We start from the raw sequence: 18,115 nt of genomic DNA on the forward strand, positions 1-18,115 counted from the left end.
ACATTTTGCGTTGGTAGCATCACATACTGTGACTACTTCGAGACGCGTAGAAATCGGCTGGCCCGGCCTGGGCATGGCCGTCACCGCTGAGCTGGACGAGCGCAATGCCGCTCTCGCGCAGAGCCTGTGGGACGCACTGCCGTACCGCAGCCTGCAGGGCCACGCCCTCGTGGCGGGCCACCACCTCTACCACGTCGCTCCGATCCACGACCTGCTGCACCGGCCGTCCACCTACGCGGTGGACCGCCGCACGGTGCCCGACGGCACGATCTTCGCCTCGCGCCTGCAGCACCTCGGCATCAAGTACGGCGAGCTGACCGAGCCCATGCCCGCCACCCCGATCGGCCAGATCGTCGAGGCGGACCTCGACGTGCTGGGAGAGGCCGGTCGTGCGGTCTGGGAAGCCGTCTACCGGACCAAGAAGCCCGTCATCGCCGAGGTCCGGCGCTCGGGCGAGGACAGCGGCCACCGCCTGCCCCGGCTGAGCGTGGCCGACCCGGAGGTCGACGCCCTGATCGCCGACGTGCACGCCGAGACGGAGCGGATCTGGCTCGCGCCGCCCGAGGAGCTGGTCGACCTGCACGAAGGTCGCATCCCGTCCTGCGCGGGCAGCTACGAGACCGTCCTGACGACCCTGCTGTTCGTCAACGGCGAGACCCGCCCGCTCGGCTACGCCTGCTACGGCGGCCTGGTCAGGGCGGCCTACGAGGACATGCCGATGGAGTCGCTGCGCCAGATGGCCCGCATCCTGGCCAAGACGCCCGCGGAGTTCCTCGGCTACTGCGGCCTGCAGACGCTGTGGGCCTTCACCGGCAGGCTGTTCGACTGCCTCGACCGGATCGACGACCGGGACGACTTCATCGCGGTCATGGCGCACATGGCGCTCTACCTCAACTGCCTCGGTGGCTGGAACCTGCATCTGTTCCCCTGGCAGGTGGGTGACCACCTGCGGCGCGTGCGAGCGTTCGCGTGACCGGTCAGGGCCGGGTCGTGGTCGTCGGTGGCGGGGTGATCGGCCTGTCGATCGCCTGCCACCTGGCCGAGGCCGGCGTCGACACCGTGCTGCTCGAACGCGGCACGCTCGGTTCCGGAGCGTCGCGGGCGACCGCCGACGTGGTGCGCGCCTATTTCGCGGGCAACCCGGTGAGCTCGGCCCTGGCCGTACGCAGCCTGCGGGCCTACCACGACTTCCCCGGGCTGCCGCTGCGCCAGGTCGGCTACCTCGTGCTGTTCACCGAGCAGGACCAGGTGACGGCGTTCGAGGCCGATCTGCCCGCCCAGCGCGCCGCCGGGGTGGAGGTCGAGCTCATCGACGCGGACGAGGCCAGGCGGCTCAACCCGCTCATCGGGGGCGACCTGCCACTGCTGGCCGCCGCCTGGTCGGCCCAGGCGTACATCTCCGACACCGCCGCGATCGTCAGCGGCTACGCGGAGGCGGCCAGGCGGGCGGGGGCGCGGCTGCGCACCGGCTGCCCGGTCACCGCCATCGACGCGGACAGGGGCCGGGTGGAGACCGGGTCCGGCGCGATCACGGCCGATGCCGTGGTCTGCGCCGCCGGCGCCTGGTCGGCCCCGCTGGCCCGGTCGGCGGGCGTGGACCTGCCGCTCCCCGAGCCGATCATCCAGGAACTGCTCCTCACCGACCCACTGCCACCCATGCCCGACATACCGGTCACCCTGCACGCCGCCAGCGGCCTGCTGATGCGGCTGCGCGGAGACCGGATGCTGATCGGCATGGGCTACCCGGGTCCCGACAGGGACGCCTGGCGCGCCGGTGTGGCCGCTCAGCTGGCGGCCACGTACCCGAGTCTGGCACAAGCGGGGCTGCACACGGCGTTCACCGGCGCGCGCGACGCCAGCCCCGATCGCACCGCCTTCATCGGCCACCGCCAGGGGCCGCCCGCGTTCCTGTACGCGGCCGGGTTCTCCGGGCACGGCCTGTGCAACGCGCCCGCGGCCGGTGAGCTGGTCCGCGACCTCTACCTCGGCCAGGACCCGTGGCTCGACATCGCCACACTGGCCGCGACGCCGGAAAGGGTGGGATGACCATGGACTGCCGGCACGCCGAATTCACTCTCGACCCCGCCACTCCCGACGTGCACGCCGACAACAGGCGGCTGCGCGAGCTCGGGCCACTGGTCCCGGTGGAGGTCGACGGGGTACGCGCCTGGGCGGCCACCCGCTACGCCACGCTGGCGGCCGTGCTCGCGCACCCGGACCTGTCCAGGGATGTGAGCCACTGGGACCCGGAAGGACGGGCCGCCGTCTCCATGGCCACCGCCGTCGGCAAGATCACCTCGGACACGTCCATGCTGAACTCCGAAGGCGAGGCGCACCGGCGGCTGCGCACCCCGCTGATCAGGGCGTTCACCGCCCGCCGGGTGCAGGAGCTGCGCCCGAGGGTCGTCAAGATGGCCGCGGACGTGGTCAACGCGCTCGCGGAGCTGCCGCCGGGGCCCGTCGACCTCCGGCAGCACTTCGCCTACCCGCTGCCGCGCGACGTCATCTCCGAGCTCATGGGCATCCCGGAGAGCATGCGGGAGCAGCTGCACGAGCTCACCGACGTGGCCGCCAGGGTCGGCGACGGCCCCGACGACGTCAGCGGCCACCGGGCCGCCCTGTACGAGCTGCTCGACGAGGTCATCGAGGTCCGCCGCGGCACCCCGGACGAGGACCTGATCAGCGACCTGATCGCGGTCCGCGAGCAGGACGGCGAGCGGCTCAGCAGATCCGAGCTGCTCGACACGATCGAGCTGCTGTTCATCGCCGGGCACGTGACGACCGTCAACCTGCTCACCAACGCCGCCCGCGCCATGCTGAAGCGGCCCGACCAGCTCGCCCTCGTCCTGCGCGGCGAACGGCCGTGGAGCGCGGTGGTCGAGGAGACGCTCCGCTGGGACTCGCCCGTGGCGCACTTCCCGATGCGCTACGCGGTGCGGGACCTGGAGATCGACGGGGTCCGGCTGCGCAAGGGCGAGGCGGTCGTGGCCTGCTTCGCCTCGGCCGGCCGCGACCCGGACCAGTACGGCGAACGGGCCGACCGCTTCGATGTGGCCGCCCCGCAGCCGGGACACCTGTCGTTCGGCCACGGCACCCACTTCTGCCTGGGCGCGCCACTGGCCAGGCTGGAAGGCGAGGTGGCCCTGGCCGCGCTGTTCGACGCCTATCCCGGGATGACGCTGGCCGGGCCGGACAGCGGCACCCGCCCGCTCGGCACGGTAGTGGGCAACAGCACCAGGAGCCTGCCCGTACTGCTCGGTGAGAGGTCCGGATGAGCTTCGGCCAGGCGATCATCGACGGCCTGCGCGCCGCGGGCCCGCGCGAGGTACTCGTGCGCGGCTCGCGGCGGCTGACCGGACAGGACGTGCTGGCGATGGTGTCCGGCGCCGCACGCTCGCTGGAAGCCCACGGCGTGCGGCCCGGCGACGCCATCGCCTTCCTGAACGGCAGGGGGCCCGAGTCCGTCATCGGCCGGCTCGTGGCGTTCGCGCTCGACTGCCCCGCCGTCCAGGTGCTGCCCGGACTCCCCGTGGAGGTCGCGGCCGAGACCATGCGCGCGCTCGGCGCCACGGCCCTGCTGTACGAGCCCGACCGCCAGGAGGAGGCCGAGCGGCTGCTCGCCGCCTGTCCGGTGCCCGTCCACCGCTCCTTCGACGATCTGCTCGCCGCCACGGGCGACCGGCCGGTGGCCCTGCCGGCGACCCGGCCCGAGGACCTGTCGTCGGTGACCTTCACCAACGGCACCACCGGCGACCGCAAGGCCGTCGCCTACAGTCACCGCGCCGAGGTGGCCCACCTCGACGCGGCCCGCGCCATGTTCGGCACCTGGCCGTGGCGGCTGCTGGTGTGGCCCGGCCACCACCTGCCCGGCCTGATGGCCCAGTGGACGCTCGCCGCCGCCGGCACCGCGCTGCTCGTGGACGAAGGGGAGATCGGGCGCGAGTGGGAGGTGATCGCCCGGGAGCGGGCCACGCACGTGCTCGCCGGCCCGCCGTTCCCCTTCTACACCCTCACCCGCCGCATCCCGGACGAACCGGGCAGCGTGCCTCTCATGCTGTACGGAGGCGCGGCGGCGGTCCCGGCGCGCACCTGGGAGGCGGCCCGGCGGCTCGGCCCGGCGCTCATGCAGACCTACGGGCTGACCGAGGCCGGCTTCGTCACCGCCCTCCCGCCCGCCGACCACGCCAACCCCGGCCTGCTCACCTCCGTCGGCCGCGCCGTGCCCGGCGTGGAGCTACAGGTCCGCGACGCGGCCTCGGTGCCGGTCCCGGCCGGTGAGGTCGGCGAGGTGTGGGTGCGCTCGCCGCAGGTCATGACCGGATACGTGAACGATCCCCGGCGCACCGCCGAGGCCCTGCGGGGCGGCTGGGTCCGCACCGGCGACCTGGGCCGGCTCGACGGCGGCTACCTGTTCCTCGTCGACCGGGTGGAGAGCGGGCTGCCGCCCGGCGTCCACGCCTACCCGATCGAACACGCCCTGACCGGTCACCCGTCCGTCGCCGACGCGGCCGTCATCGCCCTGCACGGCCCGGACGGCCACCCGGTGACCGGCGCGGTGGTCCAGGTGGACACCCGGCCTCCGGCGACCCCGGATGCGCAGGACCGGGACGCGTCGTCGCCCGCACAGGGGGAGGAGCCGCGATCTCCGCGCGTGGGGTCGGAGACTCCTGCCGTGGACGCGCGGGAGCTGTGCGACCTGGTCCGCCGCTCGCTCGGCCCGTCCTGCGAGCCCGGACACCTGTGGGTGGTCGAAGAGCTGCCGCGCACCTCCGCCGGCAAGCCGGACAAGGCGGCGTTGCTGGCGCACTTCCAGCCGCTCGTGGCGCAGCACGCGCCCGGCGCCTCTGCCGCCGGGCCTGCCTGACCTGCGACGGCGGTGCTCCGGGCCTGCGGCGCCGGTGCTCCCGACCTGCGGCGGCGGTGCTCCCGACCTGCGAGGCGCCGCTCCTGGCCTGCGACGGCGGTGCTCCTGGCCGGATCAGGTGCCGGGGTAGTCGCCGCCGCCGTGGGCGGCGTCCAGGGTGTCGTAGTCGGGGGTGAAGCCGTGTTTGGGGATGGAGTCCACGAAGGCGATGTGGGTGGGTTTCTTGTACGACGCGAGCTGGGACCTGACGTGGGCCACGATGTCCTCGGGGGTGGCCTCGGCGCCGGGGGCGAGGGCTATCACGGCCTTGACCGCCTGGCGCCAGGTGGGGTCGGGGACGCCGATGACGGCGGCGTCGGCGACCGCGGGGTGGGTCTTGAGCGCGCGTTCGACCTCTGCCGGGTAGATGTTCTCGGCGCCGGACTTGATCATGCGGAGGCGGGGGCCGATGAAGGTGATGGTGCCGTCGGGCTCGCGGCGGCCCAGGTCGCCGGTGTGGTGCCAGCCGTGCGCCGACTTAACGGCATTTAGCTCGGGCCGGGCGAAATATCCGGAAAAGAGGGTCTTGCCGCGGGCGCAGATCTCGCCCACCTCGCCCGGCGGCACCTCCACCCCGTCCGGCCCCAGGATGCGAACCTGGACCAGCGGCGAGGGCCGGCCCGCGAACCCCGCCGCGCCGGGAGCCAGCCCCAGGAAGGTCAGCATCCCGCCCACCTCCGTCTGGCCGTACCCGCCCATCTTGGAGCGGCACCACGGAGAGTCGTCCACGGTGATCATCTCGTCCCACTCCCTGGAATGGGAGACGAACCTCAGCGACGACAGGTCGTACTTGCCCGCCGCGTTCGCCGCCACCACCGCGTCGATCATCTGGCCGAACAGGAACGCCTGCGTCACCCGCTCGGCGTCGATCAACCGGCACACCTCCTCGGCCTCGAACGCCGGGGTGAACACATTCGTGCCGCCGATCTGGAAGGTCGCCAGGCAGAACATCATCGTGCCCACGTGGAACAGGGGCCCGTTGTTGAGGAAAGTGAAGCCGGGCTCCATCTGCCGGACGACCATCAGCGACATGCTGTGCGCCAGGAGCGCCGCGCTGCTGAGCAGGGCGGCGTTCGGCCGTCCCCCGAAGGCCGCCGTATAGAGGGCCAGCGTCGGCTCCCCGTCCTCCACCTGCGGAAAGTCCCGCAAGGTCCCACCGGCGACCAGCGCCTCATACTCCTCCCCGGCCTGGACCCAAACCGCCGCACGCGTTGTTCCGGCCTTCGCCGTGTGGAGGTTGGTGGTGGATTCGGAGGGTTGCCAGATGACGGCGGCGGGGGTGAGGTCGTCGAGGATGAAGCGGAGTTCGTCCTCGGACTGGCGCCAGTTGGCCGGGCAGAAGACGGCGCCCAGGCGGGAGCAGGCGAGGAGGAGTTCGAGGACGGCGTGGGAGTTCTGGCCGAGCCACAGGACGCGGTCGCCGGCGGCGACGCCGCGGGTGGACAGGGCGTCCGCGAGGCGGGTGACGCGGGCGTCGAGGTCGGGGTAGGTGAGCCGTACGTCGCCGTCCACGGCGGCCGTCACCTGGGGGCGGCTGCGGGCGTGCTCGGCGAGGACGTCCGAGAGGGACAGGCTGTGCGGCATCTCTCCTCCAAGGGGCTCAGGCGAACGCGGGCATGACCTCGGCGGCGAAGAACCGCATGACCTTCTTCATCTCCTCCACCGGCATCGGCCTGGTGCTGCCGAAGTCGCACAGCAGGTTGGCGAACCCGGCGTCGCGCAGCAGGGTGATCTGGTCGATGACCCGCGCCGGATCCCCGATGACCTCCAGCTGCTCCCAGCGGAAGTCCGCGGAGACGGTGCCGCCCTTGAGGTAGCGGTCCTGGTAGTACTCGAAGCCCTGCGCGGCCCGGCCGGTGGCGGGGTCGATGGGGGCGCTGCGCTCGTTGAAGATGCGCGAGCGGTCGAAGGCCGCCTCGAACCTGGCCTGGTCCCGCCGGGCCTCCTCCACGCTCGGCGCCACGTACACGCTGCGCGCGACGACGAGCTCCGCGCCCGGCGGGTGCCCGGCCCGCGCCGCCGTCTCCTGCCAGGTCCGCGCCGCCTGGACGACCTTGCGGAAGGGCGCCGCCGGGTCGGCGAGGATGGGCAGCCCGCGTTCGGCGTACAGGGTGACGGTCTCGGGGGAGACCGCCGCCACGTGGACGGGCGGGTGGGGGTCCTGCACGGGCCGGGGCGCGAGCGACACCTCCGCACCGGTCCGGTAGAACTTCCCTTCGTGCTGGTACGTCTCCCGCGTCCAGAGCCCGAGGATGACCTCCAGGGCCTCGTTGCACCGGTCCCGTGCCTCGGCCAGGTCGATCCCGAACCCCTCGAACTCGAAGCTCTGGTATCCCCGCCCGATCCCCAGGTCGAGCCGCCCGCCGGAGAGCACGTCGACCAGGGCGGCCTCCTCGGCGACGTGGATCGGGTCGTGCAGGGGGAGGACCACGATGCCGGTGCCGAGGCGCAGCCGGGAGGTGCGGGCGGCGGCGTGGGCGAGCATGGTGAACAGGTTGGGCACCACGCCGTAGTCACGGAAGTGGTGCTCGGCCAGCCGTACCCCGTCGAAGCCCAGCTCCTCCGCGAGCTCGATGAGCTCCAGGTGGTAGTCGTAGACGTCCTTGAAGCTCTGCCCGTCGAACCGGTGGAACAGGTGGAAGGTGGAGAACTTCATGCGGCGGCCTCTCAGCGGGGAACCAAGCGCTCGCTTGGGACATTACCACGCGCTTCGCGGCCTTTCCTAGGAGCGCCCGGCCGGCTGCGCGGCCGGGCACGCCCTACGCCGGGACGCCCGCCTTCTTGGCGGCCTGCTCGATGGCCACGAGCTCCTCGGCGGTGAAGTCGAGGTGGTCGACGGCGGCCACGTTGGTCTCCAACTGCTCGGGGCTGGAGGCGCCGACGAGCACCGAGGTGACGCGGGGGTCGCGCAGCGCCCAGGCCAGGGCGAGCTGGGCCACCGACTGGCCGCGCGCGGCGGCGATCCGGGAGAGCTCACCGACGAAGGCCAGCACCTCCGGCGTGACCCGGTCGGCGGTGAGGAAACGCCCTTCGGCGGCGCGCGAGTCGGCGGGGATGCCGTTCACGTAGCGGTCGGTCAGCAGGCCCTGCGCGAGCGGCGAGTAGACGACGCAGCCCATGCCCTCCTGTTCGAGCACGTCCAGCAGGGAGTCCTCGATGCGCCGGTTGAGCATCGAGTAGGGGGGCTGGTGCACGAGCAGAGGAGTGCCCAGCTCGCGCAGCAGCGAGGCGGCCTCGGCGGTGCGTTCGGGGGAGAAGTTCGACACGCCGACGTACAGGGCGCGGCCGGTGCGGACCATGTGGTCGAGCGTGGCCACCTGCTCCTGCAGCGGCGTGTCCTCGTCGTCGCGGTGCAGGTAGAAGATGTCGACGTAGTCGAGCTGAAGCCGGGCCAGCGAACGGTCGAGGGTGGCCAGCAGGTGCTTGCGGGAGTTGCCCTTGCCGTAAGGGCCGTCCCACATGGGGTTGCTGCCCTTGGTGGTGATCACCGCCTCGTCGCGCAGCGACTTGGGGAAGATCCGCCCGAACGCGGCCTCGGCCGCGCCGATCGGCGGGCCGTAGCGGTCGGCGATGTCGAAGTGCGTGATGCCCAGGTCGAGGGCCTTGTGCATGATCGCACGCTGGGTTTCGAGCGGCTTGCCCTCGCCGAAGTTGTGCCACAGACCGAGTGAGACCGCCGGGAGCAGCAGACCACTACGGCCACACCTGCGGTACGGCTGGCGTTCGTATTTCAAGAAGTGCCCCTTCAACGACGCGTTGTACTGGGTGACATACTGCCCCGTCGCCCAGGGCGGCCCGACGCCAGGGCTAGACGAGCGCCGAGATCAGCCCGATGGTCAGCGCCGTGCGGTCGGGGATGTGCTCGACCAGCACGTGCTCGTGCCGCGCGTGCGCGCCGTCGCCCACCGCGCCCATCCCGTCGAGCACCGGCCGGCCCAGCGCCGAGACGAAGTTGCCGTCGCTGGCGCCGCCCACCGCCGTCTCCTCCAGCGTCCAGCCGAGCCCGGCCGCGGTGGCCTGCGCCTCCTTGAACAGCCGCTGGGACAGCGGGTTGGGCGTCATGGGCGGCCGGTTCCAGTCGCCGTTGACGGTGACCGTCACGCGCGGGTCGGCGGCCCGCAGGCTCGCGAACATCTCGTCGATGCGGCCCATCTCGGCGAAGTCCGTGACCCGCACGTCGACGCCGCAGGTGGCGATGCCCGCCGCCACGTTACGCCCGGTGCCGCCGCTGATCAGGCCCACGTTGACGGTGGTGCCGAGCTCCGGCGCACCCGCGGCGGCGATCCGGGTGACGAGCTCGGCCAGCGCGTGGATCGCGCTGGCGCCCGCCGTCGGGTCGAGCCCGGCGTGCGCCTCGACGCCGGTGACGGTCACGTCGAAGATGCCCACGCCCTTGCGCGCGGTCTTCAACGCGCCGTGCGCCGACGCCTCGAACACCAGGCAGGCCAGGGCGTCCGCGCAGGCGGCCTCGATGTGCGGCCGGGAGACCAGGCTGCCGATCTCCTCGTCGCCGTTGAACAGGAATCGCACCCCGGGATGCGGCAGCCCGAGCTCGCGCAGCCCGCGCAGCGCCCAGACGGCCTGCACCAGACCGGACTTCATGTCGAACGCGCCGGGGCCGGACACCTTGCCGTCCGCCACCGTGAACGGCCACCCGGCGAGCGTGCCGATGGGCCAGACCGTGTCGTAGTGGCACATCATGAGCACCGTGCCGGGCGCGGTCCCGTGGTAGGTGAGCTCGAGTACGTCACCGTACTGGCCGCCGTCGTGCAGGACCTCGTCGTCCGGCGTGCCGAGCCGCTCCGCCGCCAGCGCGCGCACCCCGCGCAGTCCCTGGACGAGCGCGGCCTTGTCATAGCTGTGGGTCTCCAGCTCCACCAGGGCCTTGAGGTCGTCCAGCATGGCGGGCAGTGCCTGCCGGGTCCAGTCGGTGATTGACACGAGGATCCTTCCGGGGGGCCGAGCGATGTGCTGAACTCCCAGGATACGAACCCTCGGCGGCCCGGGCCGACCGCGTAAGGTCCTCAAGGTGAAAGTCACAGCGAAAGTCACCATGCCCGGCCTGACGGTGGCCGACCATGTGTTCACCGTGCCGCTCGACCACGCCGACCCCGGCGGCCGCACCATCGAGGTGTTCGCCCGCGAGGTGCGCGACCCCGCCGTGCGCGGGGACCTGCCGTGGGCGCTCTACCTGGAGGGCGGCCCCGGTCACCCGTCGCCCCGGCTGACCGGTCCCGGGCGCTGGCGACACCTGCTGAAGACGCACCGGGTGCTCCTGCTCGACCAGCGGGGCACCGGCCGCAGCACCCCGATCACCGCCGCCACGGCGACGGGGAGCGACGCCGAGCTGGCCGCCTACCTGCGCCACTTCCGCGCCGACGCCATCGTGGCCGACTGCGAGCTCATCAGGAAGGCGCTCGGCGTCCGGACGTGGGAGACCTGGGGTCAGAGTTACGGCGGCTTCGTCACCCTCACCTACCTCTCCCAGGCGCCGGAGGGCCTCAGGGCCTGCCACATCACCGGCGGCCTGCCCGGCCTCGACGCCACGGCCGACGACGTCTACACCCGCACCTACGACCGGGTCCGCGCCAAGGTCCGGCGCCACTACCGCCGCTATCCGGGCGACGAGGCCACGGCCACGCGGATCGCCGAGCACCTGGCGGCGGAGGAGGTGCCGCTGCCCGACGGCGACCGCCTCACCGTCGAACGGTTCCGGATGCTGGGCCAGAAGCTGGGCACCGGCGACGGATCCGAGCGCCTGCACTGGCAGCTGGAGGAGGCGTGGCACGGAGACCACCTCACCGACGCCTTCCGCTACGCGGTCATGGCCGAGACCGGCTTCGTCGACACCCCCGTCTACGCCGTCCTGCACGAGCCGACCTACGCCCAGGGCACGGCCACCCACTGGGCCGCGCAGCGGGTGCGCCCGGCCGACTTCGACACGCCAAGCATGCTCACCGGCGAGATGATCTACCCGTGGATGTTCGACGACATCCGCGCGCTGCGCCCCTTCAAGGGCGCCGCCGAGCTGCTCGCCGCCGCCGCCGACTGGCCGCCGCTCTACGACCCGGACCGGCTCGCCGCCAACGAGGTGCCGGTCGCCGCCGTCGTCTATCACGACGACATGTACGTGGACGCCGCCCTCTCGCTGGAGACCGCCGGCCGGGTGGGGAACCTGCGTGCCTGGGTGACGAACGAGTGGGAGCACGACGGCGTCAGGGTCGCCGCCGACCGGATCGTGCCCCGGCTCATGCGGATGGTGACGGACCCACCGTAGACTCACGCAGCGGAAGCCGTACCTCGAACCAGGTGTCGCCCGGCACCGAGCGGACCTTCAGCTCGCCGCCGTGCCGCCCCGCCACGATCCGGTAGGAGATGTCCAGCCCGAGCCCGGTCCCCTGGCCGACGGTCTTCGTGGTGAAGAACGGCTCGAAGATCCGGTCCCTGATCTCCTCGGGCACGCCGGGGCCGGTGTCGCCGATCTCGATGATCGCCTCGTCCTCGTCGTGCGCGGTCCGGATGGTCAGTGTGCCCTCCTCGCCCATGGCGTCGAGCGCGTTGTGCATCAGGTTGGTCCAGACCTGGTTGAGCTCGCCGCCGTAGGCGGGGATCGGCGGCAGCGTCCGGTCGTAGTCGGTCACCACGCTGATGCCCGGCGGGATCTTGCCGCGGAAGATGGCGATCGTGCTGTCGAGCAGCTCGTGTACGTCGAGCACCTGGAACGGCGCCCGGTCCATCTGGGAGTACTGCTTGGCCGAGCGGATCAGCGAGGTGATCCGCTCGGTCGCCTCGGTGACCTCGCCCAGCATCTGCGAGATCTCGACCGCCTCCGACAGCCAGCGCAGCGCGGCGGGCGCGTGCTCCTCGCCCACCTTCGTCCGCACCTTGGCCAGGTGCTCCCTGCCGAACCCGGCGTTGACCAGCGCGGGGGCGAGATCCCAGGCGTCCTGTACGCCGAGCTCGTCCAGCGCCTCACCGAGCTCGTCCTCGGCGTCGGAGATCTCCATCGGGCTGCGGGGGGCCAGGGTGCCGACCGCCTCCATGCACGCCTCCTGCATCTCCACCAGGGTGCGCAGCCGCTGCGGCGGGATGCCGTCCTCGGCGAGCTGGGCGAGCTCCACGCGCGAGGACCTGATCAGCGCCTGCAGCTCGCTCACCGCGCGCACGGCCGCCGCGGCGGGGTTGTTGAGCTCGTGGGTGAGCCCCGCGGTGATCGTGCCGAGCGCGGTCAGCCGCTGCCGCCGGTCGATGATCTCGCGCTGCATCCGCCCGCCGGACTGCAGGCCGTCGAGCAGGTGCATGGCCATCGGGAACCACTCGGTCACGATGTAGGCGAACTTCCTGGCCGGCAGGATGAACACCCGTGACGGCGCGGTCGCGCGCAGCGTGTGCTGGTAGGTCTGGGGGGCCCGGTCGCCGAGGTAGGCGGAGGTGGCGCCGCCGTACACCCCCGGCTGGGAGGCGCGCGGCATGGCGACCGTGCCGGCGGTGACGGTCTCGGAGACCATCTGCACCTCGCCCTCCACCAGCACCGCGAAGCACTCGGCCGGCTCGCCCTGGCGGACGATCTCCGCGTCCTGCTCGAAGGACTTGATCTCACCGCTGCCCGCCAGCTTGGTGAGCTGCTCGTCGGTCAGGCGCTCGAACAGGAACAGCTTGCGTAGCTCGTCGATGTCCACTTTCGTCATTGTTTCTCCAGGTAGCGGTGCACGAGCGCGACGGCCATCGCGCCCTCTCCGACGGCGGAGGCCACTCTCTTGATCGACTCTGCCCGCACGTCCCCGGCGGCCAGCACTCCCGGCACGTTGGTCTCCAGGAAGTACGGCTGGCGCCTGAGCGTCCAGTTACGCGGTCGCTGATCACCCTGGACGAGGTCCGGGCCGGTCAGCAGGAAGCCCTTGTCGTCCCGCTCGACGGTGTCGCCGAGCCAGGAGGTGTAGGGCTTGGCGCCGATGAACACGAACAGCCACTGGGCCTCGACCGTCCGCTCCTCGCCCTTGGTCGAGATCGACAACCGCTGCAGGTGCCCGTCGCCCTGCCCGCCGGTGACCTGGGATTCCAGATGCACCTCGATGTTGTCGACCGCCTGGATCTGCTCGATGAGGTAGTGAGACATGGATTTCTCCAAACCGTCACCCCTCACCAACAAGTGCACCCGGCTGGCGAATCCCGCCAGGTAGACGGCCGCCTGCCCGGCCGAGTTGGCGGCGCCCACGATGTAGACCTCGCTGTCCTTGCAGGAGGGCGCCTCGGTCAGGGCCGCGCCGTAGAACACGCCCCTGCCGACGAAGTCGTCCAAGCCGGGGGCGTCCAGGCGGCGGTAGGTCACGCCGGTGGCCAGGATGACCGCGTGGGCGGCGATCTCCCGGCCGTCCTCGAACCCGATGACCCGCGCCTGGCCGCGCGGCTCCAGGTGGGTGACGCTGCGCGCGGTCAGCAGCTCGGCGCCGAACTTCAGCGCCTGCCTGCGCGCCCGGTCGGCGAGCTGCTGGCCGGAGACGCCGTCGGGGAAGCCCAGGTAGTTCTCGATCCTGGAGCTCTGGCCCGCCTGACCGCCGGAGGCGTGCGCCTCGACCAGCACGGTGTTGAGCCCTTCGGAGGCGCCGTAGACCGCGGCGCCCAGCCCGGCGGGGCCGCCGCCGACCACGATCAGGTCGTAGAAGTCCGTGGCGGGGGTGGTCGACAGGCCCACGGTCGAGGCCAGCGTGGACTGGTCGGGAGCCTGCAGCATCTCCCCCTCGGCGGTGACCACCAGCGGCAGGCGGCAGTCCTGGCCGGCCGCCGCCACGAGCTGGGCGCCGTCCGGGTCCTCGGTCAGCATCCACTGGTAGGGGACGTGGTTGCGGGCCAGGAAGTCACGCACCTTGTAGGACGGCGCGGACCAGCGGTCGCCCACCACCCGCAGCTCCGCCACCTGCACCCGGTCGGTGCGCTGCCAGGCGTCGAGCTGGCCGTCGATCACCGGGTAGAACTTCTCCTCCGGCGGATCCCACGGCTTGAGCAGATAGTGGTCCAGGTCGACCACGTTGATGGCCTGGATCGCGGCGTCGGTGTCGGCGTAGGCCGTCAGCAGCACCCGGCGGGCGAATGGGTACATGTCCATGGCCGCCTCGAGGAACTGCACGCCGTTCATCTGCGGCATCCGGTAGTCGGCGAGGATGGCGGCCACCTCGTCACCGCGCAGCCGCATCTCCTTGACCGCCTCGATGCCCTGCGGCGCCGTCTCCGCGCGGACGATCCTGTACTGCTGGCCGTACCTGCGCCGGAGGTCGCGGGCGACCGCCCTCGACACGCCCGGATCGTCGTCGACCGTCACGATGACCGGCTTGTCCATGCCCCCGCCTTCCAATCGTTCCTTACTGCAAGGATGTCATGAGCGTCCGAATTGTAGGCATTCATTCCCACGGTCCCGGGTCACGCGATGACCCGGCTCTCACCACCGTCCACCAGCACCGAAACCCCGTTCATGTACGACGCGCGCTCGCTCGCCAGGAACGCCACCACGTCGCCCACCTCCTCGGGCCGCCCGATCCGGCCGAGCGGCACGGCGGAGGCCCGCTCGGCCATCGCCTCCTCGCCCCCCACCAGGTCACGCAGCCGCTCGGTGTCGATCGAGCCCGGCATCACGTTGTTGACCAGCACCCCGTCACCGCCGACCTCACGCGCAAGGGTACGCACCAGCCCGGCCACCGCCGAACGGGTGGAGTTGGACAGGGCCAGCCCGTCCAGCGCCTCGCGGGCGGACCGGCTGGTGATCGTGACGATGCGGCCCCACCCCCGCTCGCGCATCTCCGGCAGCACCGCCCGCGCCAGCCGCACGGTGCCGAGCAGGTTGCGCTGGATCGCCAGCTCCCAGTCGGCCATGCTCGCGTCCACGAACCGGCCGGCGGGCGGTCCACCGGCGTTGGCCACCAGGATGTCGACCGGGCCGACCACGTCGCGCGTCTCCCGTACGACCCGCTCGGCGGCCTCCGGGTCCTCCACGTCGGCGAGCACCGCGTGCACCACGCCGCCGAATTCCTGTAGCTCCACCACCGCGTCCGCGAGCCGCTCGGGGTTGCGGGCGCTCACGCAGACATGGCAGCCCTCCCGCGCGAGGCTCTTGGCGGCGGCCAGCCCGATGCCCGCGCTGCCACCCGTGACGAGTGCGACCTTGCCTTTGATGCCGAGATCCATGGGGGCGACTATAGATCCCCGCGGGCGCGTCAGGAGGAGGGGCGCACCCGCAGAAGCTTGTCCGGATTGAGCAGGGTGTAGAGCCCCCGGATACGGCCTTCGTCCACGTCGATCGCGACCAGCTGGCGGTTCTCGCCGAGGTGCGTCCAGAGCACCGGATGCCCGTTGGCCTCGCCGAGCGTGGTGCCACCGTAGGGATAGCGGGACATCAGCCCGGCCAGGAACGCCAGCACCTTGCGCCGGCCGCGGATCGGGCGCAGCGCCGCCTTGACCCGGCCGCCGCCGTCGCTCCAGGACACGACATCCTCGTGCAGGAGCTCGGTGAGCGCCTCCAGGTCGCCGCCGCCCGCCGCCTCGATGAACCTCGTCAGCAGCCGCGCGTGCTCGCCGGCCGACGGCCGGAACCTGTCGCGGCCCTCGCTCAGCCGCACCGAGGCCCGGTGGTGCAGCTGCCTCGCGTTGACCACCGTGGTGCCGACGATCTCCGCGATCTGGTCGTACGGCAGCTCGAACGCCTCCCGCAGCACGAACGCCGCCCGCTCGGGCGGCGAGAGGCGCTCCATCAGGTGCAGCGTCGCCAGCGACACCGTGTCGCGCAGCTCGGCGGTGTCCAGCGGGCCCGCCTCCGCCGTCGTCACCGGCTCGGGCAGCCAGGGACCGGTGTACGCCTCCCGCTTGACCCTGGCCGAGCGGAGCTGGTCCAACGCCAGCCGCGACACCACGGTCACCAGGAAGGCCCGGGGCTCCTCGATGTCGCTCCGGTCCGTGCCCGACCAGCGCAGCCAGGCCTCCTGCACCACGTCCTCGGCGTCCCACATGCTGCCGAGCAGCCGGTAGGCCAGTCCGGTCAGCGTCGCCCGGTGGGCCTCGAAATCCTCGACCTGACTCACTCTTGGCAGCGTAGTCATCCCGGCCGGAGCCCAGCGGGTGGGTGGAAATACGGCGGCAGGCGTGATGAGCTGGGCGGGTGGCACGCAACTTAGTCCTGTCAGGAGGCCCGTTCCACGACTTCGACGCCACGTCGGCGGCGCTCACCGAGGTGCTGGCCGAGGTGGGGGTCGAGTCCGAGATCACCGAGGACATCGCCGGCGCGCTGAGCGAGCCGTCGGAGGTCCAGCTCATCACCGTCAACGCGCTGCGCTGGCAGATGAACGCCGACCGCTTCGCCGACCTGCGCGACCGATGGAGCTTCCGGCTCCCGGCCCAGGCCCGCACGACCCTGCTGGACCACCTCGACCGTGGCGGCGGCCTGCTGTGCATGCACTCGGCGGCGATCTGCTTCGACGACTGGCAGGGCTGGTCGCGGGTGCTCGGCGGCTGCTGGGACTGGTCCACCTCGCACCACCCGCCGCTCGGCTGGACCGGCGTGCGGACGCACGGCGGCCACCCGGTGGTGGAGGGGCTGCGCGACTTCGACCTCGTGGACGAGGTCTACAGCGACCTGGACGTGCTGCCCGACGTGCGCCCGCTCGCCTCCTCGCGCGGCCAGCCGCTGATCTGGGCCCGTCCCGTACGGCGCGGCCGGGTGTTCTACGACGCGCTCGGCCACGACACCCGCTCCTACGGCAACGAGATCCACCGCACCCTGCTGCAACGGGCCGCGTTGTGGCTGCTGAAGCGCCCCGTGACGGTCACGGACTGAGAAATGTCACAGGCGCCTGAGATCCTCGGGGCGTGGAACTCGTAGAACGCGTCGACGAACAGGACGATGTGCTCGGCGTGGTCGAGCGCGCGGAGGCGACCGGCAGAGGCTGGCTGCACCGGATCGCCACCACGATCTGCCGTGACGAGCAGGGCCGGATCCTCGTGCACCGGCGCCCCGGCCACCTCGCCCGCTTCCCCGGCTACTACGACGTGACGGTGGGCGGCGCCGTCGGGGTCGGGGAGGCCTACGCGCAGGCGGCGGCCAGGGAGCTGGCCGAGGAGCTCGGCGTGCGGGTGCCGGTGCGGCCGGTGCTCAAGTTCCTCTGCCGGGGCGTGGCCGGCCCCTACTGGCTGGGGGTGCACGAGGCCGTCGTCCCGCGCGAGCCGCGCCCGGATCCGGAGGCGATGTCGTGGCACGGCTGGATGAGCGAGGACGAGCTGCGGCTGGCGGTGTGGCGCTGGCCGTTCATCCCGGACGGCCAGGACGCCTTCGGCCGCTACCTCGCCGCCTGCGCCGCGCCACGCTGAGCGGCGAACCCCGCGATGGCGGCGGCCAGCTCCTCGGGCGCGTCCTCGGCCAGGTGGTGGCCGCTGTCGACGGCCAGGCCGCGCACGTCGTCCGCCCATGACCGCCACACGGCCACGGGGTCGCCGTAGAGCTCCTCCATGTCGTCCCTCGTCGCCCAGACGACCAGCGTGGGGCAGCCGATGGTGCGTCCAGCGGCCCGGTCGGCGTCGTCGGCGGCGCGGTCCACGCCCAGGCCGGCCCGATAGTCCTCGCACATCGCGTGCACGGTCTCCGGATCGTGCACGGCCCGGTGAAAGTCCTGGTAGGCCTCCTCGCCCGTCCGCTCGGGGTCCGACCGGTACCACGCGCCGGGGTCGGCGTTGATCACCCGCTCGGCGGGCTGGGCGGTCTGCCCCAGGAAGAACCAGTGCCACCAGCGGGCCGCGAACCCCGCGTCACAGCGGCTCAGCGCCTCGCCGATGGGCACCACGTCCATCACCACCAGATGGGTGACGGCGTCGGGGTGGTCCGCGGCCAGCCGCTGGGCGACGTACCCGCCCCGATCGTGTCCGGCGACGGCGAACCGGTCGTGGCCGAGCGCGCGCATGAGGGCGAGCATGTCCCTGGCCATCGCCCGCTTGGAGTAGGGCTCGTGGTCGGGGGTCGACGGCGGCTTCGACGAACGGCCGTATCCCCTTAAGTCTGGACAGATCACCGTAAAGTCAGATGCGAGCAGCGGCGTGACCCGATGCCAGGTGGCGTGCGTCCGGGGATGGCCGTGCAGCAGCAGCACCGGCGGGCCGTCACCTCCGTGCCTGACGAACAACTCCGCCTCGCCGACGTCGACGCGGCTCTCCGTGAAAGCTTCGAACATCCGGCCGCGC

16 protein-coding genes are annotated in these 18,115 nt (G+C 72.2%); 7 read left to right on the forward strand and 9 right to left on the reverse strand.

Annotated elements, in window-relative coordinates; translation table 11 throughout:
• Positions 1 to 28: 28 nt before the first annotated feature.
• The 4 genes from ACIBQX_RS26475 to ACIBQX_RS26490 are packed head-to-tail and all read left to right on the forward strand — an operon-like array spanning position 29 to position 4,864.
• Complete coding sequence (locus tag ACIBQX_RS26475; RefSeq protein ID WP_397008964.1) at positions 29 to 973, forward strand: hypothetical protein; 945 nt, start codon at positions 29 to 31, stop codon at positions 971 to 973.
• Positions 970 to 2,046 carry an NAD(P)/FAD-dependent oxidoreductase gene (locus ACIBQX_RS26480; RefSeq protein WP_397008966.1) on the forward strand — a complete coding sequence of 359 codons (1,077 nt, stop codon included), beginning with the start codon at positions 970 to 972 and terminating at the stop codon, positions 2,044 to 2,046. Before ACIBQX_RS26475 ends, ACIBQX_RS26480 begins: the two co-directional genes overlap by 4 nt.
• The gene (locus ACIBQX_RS26485) at positions 2,043 to 3,275 is read left to right on the forward strand and encodes a cytochrome P450 (RefSeq protein ID WP_397008968.1); all 1,233 of its coding nucleotides are present in this window, start codon (positions 2,043 to 2,045) and stop codon (positions 3,273 to 3,275) included. The genes ACIBQX_RS26480 and ACIBQX_RS26485 overlap by 4 nt, the downstream gene beginning before the upstream one ends.
• On the forward strand, positions 3,272 to 4,864 hold the full coding sequence (locus ACIBQX_RS26490) for a class I adenylate-forming enzyme family protein (protein ID WP_397008970.1): 1,593 nt from the start codon (positions 3,272 to 3,274) through the stop codon (positions 4,862 to 4,864). Before ACIBQX_RS26485 ends, ACIBQX_RS26490 begins: the two co-directional genes overlap by 4 nt.
• A gap of 114 nt (positions 4,865 to 4,978) precedes the next feature.
• Here ACIBQX_RS26490 and ACIBQX_RS26495 read toward each other — a convergent pair whose 3' ends face one another.
• The 4 genes from ACIBQX_RS26495 to ACIBQX_RS26510 all read right to left on the reverse strand — a co-directional run bounded on the left by ACIBQX_RS26495 (position 4,979) and on the right by ACIBQX_RS26510 (position 9,805).
• The gene (locus ACIBQX_RS26495) at positions 4,979 to 6,487 is read right to left on the reverse strand and encodes an AMP-binding protein (RefSeq protein WP_397008972.1); all 1,509 of its coding nucleotides are present in this window, start codon (positions 6,485 to 6,487) and stop codon (positions 4,979 to 4,981) included.
• Positions 6,488 to 6,503: 16 nt separating this feature from the next.
• A complete protein-coding gene (locus ACIBQX_RS26500; protein ID WP_397008974.1) occupies positions 6,504 to 7,559 on the reverse strand; it encodes an LLM class flavin-dependent oxidoreductase in 1,056 nt (351 codons plus the stop codon).
• Positions 7,560 to 7,662: 103 nt separating this feature from the next.
• On the reverse strand, positions 7,663 to 8,637 hold the full coding sequence (locus ACIBQX_RS26505) for an aldo/keto reductase (protein ID WP_397008976.1): 975 nt from the start codon (positions 8,635 to 8,637) through the stop codon (positions 7,663 to 7,665).
• Between the two features lie 73 nt (positions 8,638 to 8,710).
• Positions 8,711 to 9,805 carry a M20 family metallopeptidase gene (locus ACIBQX_RS26510; protein ID WP_397009790.1) on the reverse strand — a complete coding sequence of 365 codons (1,095 nt, stop codon included), beginning with the start codon at positions 9,803 to 9,805 and terminating at the stop codon, positions 8,711 to 8,713.
• A gap of 127 nt (positions 9,806 to 9,932) precedes the next feature.
• On the opposite strand from ACIBQX_RS26510, the gene ACIBQX_RS26515 reads away from it, so the two are divergent.
• On the forward strand, positions 9,933 to 11,180 hold the full coding sequence (locus ACIBQX_RS26515) for an alpha/beta fold hydrolase (protein ID WP_397008978.1): 1,248 nt from the start codon (positions 9,933 to 9,935) through the stop codon (positions 11,178 to 11,180).
• Here ACIBQX_RS26515 and ACIBQX_RS26520 read toward each other — a convergent pair.
• The 4 genes from ACIBQX_RS26520 to ACIBQX_RS26535 form a co-directional block, all read right to left on the reverse strand.
• Positions 11,152 to 12,591 (reverse strand): ATP-binding protein, encoded by a 1,440-nt coding sequence (locus ACIBQX_RS26520; RefSeq protein ID WP_397008980.1) that lies wholly within the window; start codon positions 12,589 to 12,591, stop codon positions 11,152 to 11,154. The genes ACIBQX_RS26515 and ACIBQX_RS26520 overlap by 29 nt on opposite strands.
• Complete coding sequence (locus ACIBQX_RS26525) at positions 12,588 to 14,237, reverse strand: FAD-dependent oxidoreductase (protein ID WP_397008982.1); 1,650 nt, start codon at positions 14,235 to 14,237, stop codon at positions 12,588 to 12,590. Before ACIBQX_RS26525 ends, ACIBQX_RS26520 begins: the two co-directional genes overlap by 4 nt.
• Before the next feature lie 80 nt (positions 14,238 to 14,317).
• Positions 14,318 to 15,079 carry an SDR family oxidoreductase gene (locus tag ACIBQX_RS26530; protein ID WP_397008984.1) on the reverse strand — a complete coding sequence of 254 codons (762 nt, stop codon included), beginning with the start codon at positions 15,077 to 15,079 and terminating at the stop codon, positions 14,318 to 14,320.
• A 29-nt stretch (positions 15,080 to 15,108) separates the two neighbouring features.
• Positions 15,109 to 15,969 carry an RNA polymerase sigma-70 factor gene (locus tag ACIBQX_RS26535; RefSeq protein ID WP_397008986.1) on the reverse strand — a complete coding sequence of 287 codons (861 nt, stop codon included), beginning with the start codon at positions 15,967 to 15,969 and terminating at the stop codon, positions 15,109 to 15,111.
• A 77-nt stretch (positions 15,970 to 16,046) separates the two neighbouring features.
• On the opposite strand from ACIBQX_RS26535, the gene ACIBQX_RS26540 reads away from it, so the two are divergent.
• Positions 16,047 to 16,721 carry a ThuA domain-containing protein gene (locus ACIBQX_RS26540; protein WP_397008988.1) on the forward strand — a complete coding sequence of 225 codons (675 nt, stop codon included), beginning with the start codon at positions 16,047 to 16,049 and terminating at the stop codon, positions 16,719 to 16,721.
• Positions 16,722 to 16,753: 32 nt separating this feature from the next.
• A complete protein-coding gene (locus ACIBQX_RS26545; RefSeq protein ID WP_397008990.1) occupies positions 16,754 to 17,251 on the forward strand; it encodes an NUDIX hydrolase in 498 nt (165 codons plus the stop codon).
• Here the strand turns inward: ACIBQX_RS26545 and ACIBQX_RS26550 are convergent.
• A complete protein-coding gene (locus tag ACIBQX_RS26550; RefSeq protein ID WP_397008992.1) occupies positions 17,221 to 18,105 on the reverse strand; it encodes an alpha/beta fold hydrolase in 885 nt (294 codons plus the stop codon). The genes ACIBQX_RS26545 and ACIBQX_RS26550 overlap by 31 nt on opposite strands.
• Positions 18,106 to 18,115 lie beyond the last annotated feature (10 nt).

It is taken from the genome of Nonomuraea sp. NPDC049714 (assembly GCF_044465295.1).
In the GTDB taxonomy this organism is placed as follows: domain Bacteria; phylum Actinomycetota; class Actinomycetes; order Streptosporangiales; family Streptosporangiaceae; genus Nonomuraea.